We start from the raw sequence: 1421 nt of genomic DNA, 5'->3' as shown, positions 1-1421 counted from the left end.
GGCCTGCTCGCGTTCGCGGCGGCCGTCTTCCTCGCCACCTTGCGCCTGGACCACGACGGCGTGTGGGGCTACGTCAACACCGCGGCCGAGGCGGCGATGGTGGGGGCGCTCGCCGACTGGTTCGCCGTCACGGCGCTGTTCCGGCATCCGCTCGGCCTGCCGATCCCCCACACGGCGATCATCCCGAAGCGCAAGAACGAGATCGGGCGCAACCTCCAGGAGTTCGTCACCGAGAACTTCCTCACCGAGGAGATCGCGCGCGAGCGCCTCGCGACGGCGCGCGTGGGTGAGCGCGTCGGTCAGTGGTTGGGGATGCCGGCCAATCGCCGCCGCGTGATGGTCGAGGCGGTGCGCGTCGGCCGTGCGGGGTTGGGGCGGCTGTCGGATGACGAGGTCCGCGCGCTGGTGCAGGACTTCCTCGTGCCGCGACTGGTCAAGGAGCCGGTGTCGCCGATCGCCGGCGCGCTGCTCGAGGGGGTCGTCGAGCAGCAGACCCACCAGGGGCTGGTCGACCTGGCCCTGGAGCACCTGCGCGAGTGGCTGGCCGACAACCCCGGCACGTACGCGGCGGTGCTCGGCGAGCGCGCCCCGTGGTGGTCGCCGCCGTGGGTCGACGACAAGGTCATCGGCTGGACCTACCAGCAGGTCATCGCCTGGCTGCGGGACATCGAGAACGACCCGCGCCACCCCGCGCGCCAGGCCTTCGACGACCTGCTGCGGCGCCTGGCCGTGGACCTCCAGCAGGACCCCGAGGTCATGGCCCGTGCGGAGGCGCTCAAGGTGCTGCTGCTCACCCACCCGCAGGTGCCGGAGACCGCGCTCGGGCTTTGGCAGTCGTTCCGCACCGCCCTGACGACGGCGATGGACGACGAGACCTCGTACTTCCACACCCGCGGTGACGAGCTGCTCGAGAACCTCGGCAACCACCTCGTGCACGACGAGGTGTGGCGGGCCCGGCTTGAGGCCCGCCTCGGCGAGGCGGTGTCCTTCTTCGTCAACACCTACGGCAGCGAGCTGGCCGAGGTCATCTCGGTCACGGTCGATCGCTGGGACGGCAAGGAGGCCGCCGAGCGCATCGAACTGCACGTCGGCCGCGACCTGCAGTTCATCCGGATCAACGGCACGATCGTCGGGGCGCTCGCCGGCCTGGTGATCCACGGGGTGGCCCAGGCAGTCGGCTGACCCCCCTCGAGCCCTCAACGACACGCCGCCGCGTCCCGACATCGACCAATAGGTCAATCCAGGTACGCGCGCTGACTGGCCGGGTGTACCTGCGGTGACCTATTGGTCGATGTGGGTACGCGAACTGAGTGGCTGGGTGTACCTGCGGTGACCTATTGGTCGATCTGGGTACGCCGGCTCGCGTGCGGGTCAGGCGGTGGCGGAGGTCGGGGTGGTCGCGTCGGTCCGGATGCCGTCGC

At 70.7% G+C, this 1421-nt stretch carries 1 protein-coding gene; it reads left to right on the top strand.

The window, feature by feature from the left end:
- On the top strand, positions 1-1182 hold a 1182-nt coding region (locus PLL68_RS11670; RefSeq protein WP_324534269.1), incomplete at its 5' end, for a DUF445 domain-containing protein.
- Positions 1183-1421 lie beyond the last annotated feature (239 nt).

Origin of the sequence: Ornithinibacter sp. (genome assembly GCF_035443565.1) — a bacterium.
Classification (GTDB): Bacteria; Actinomycetota; Actinomycetes; order Actinomycetales; family Dermatophilaceae; genus Fodinibacter.
This window is presented reverse-complemented; position numbering and strand designations above follow the sequence as displayed.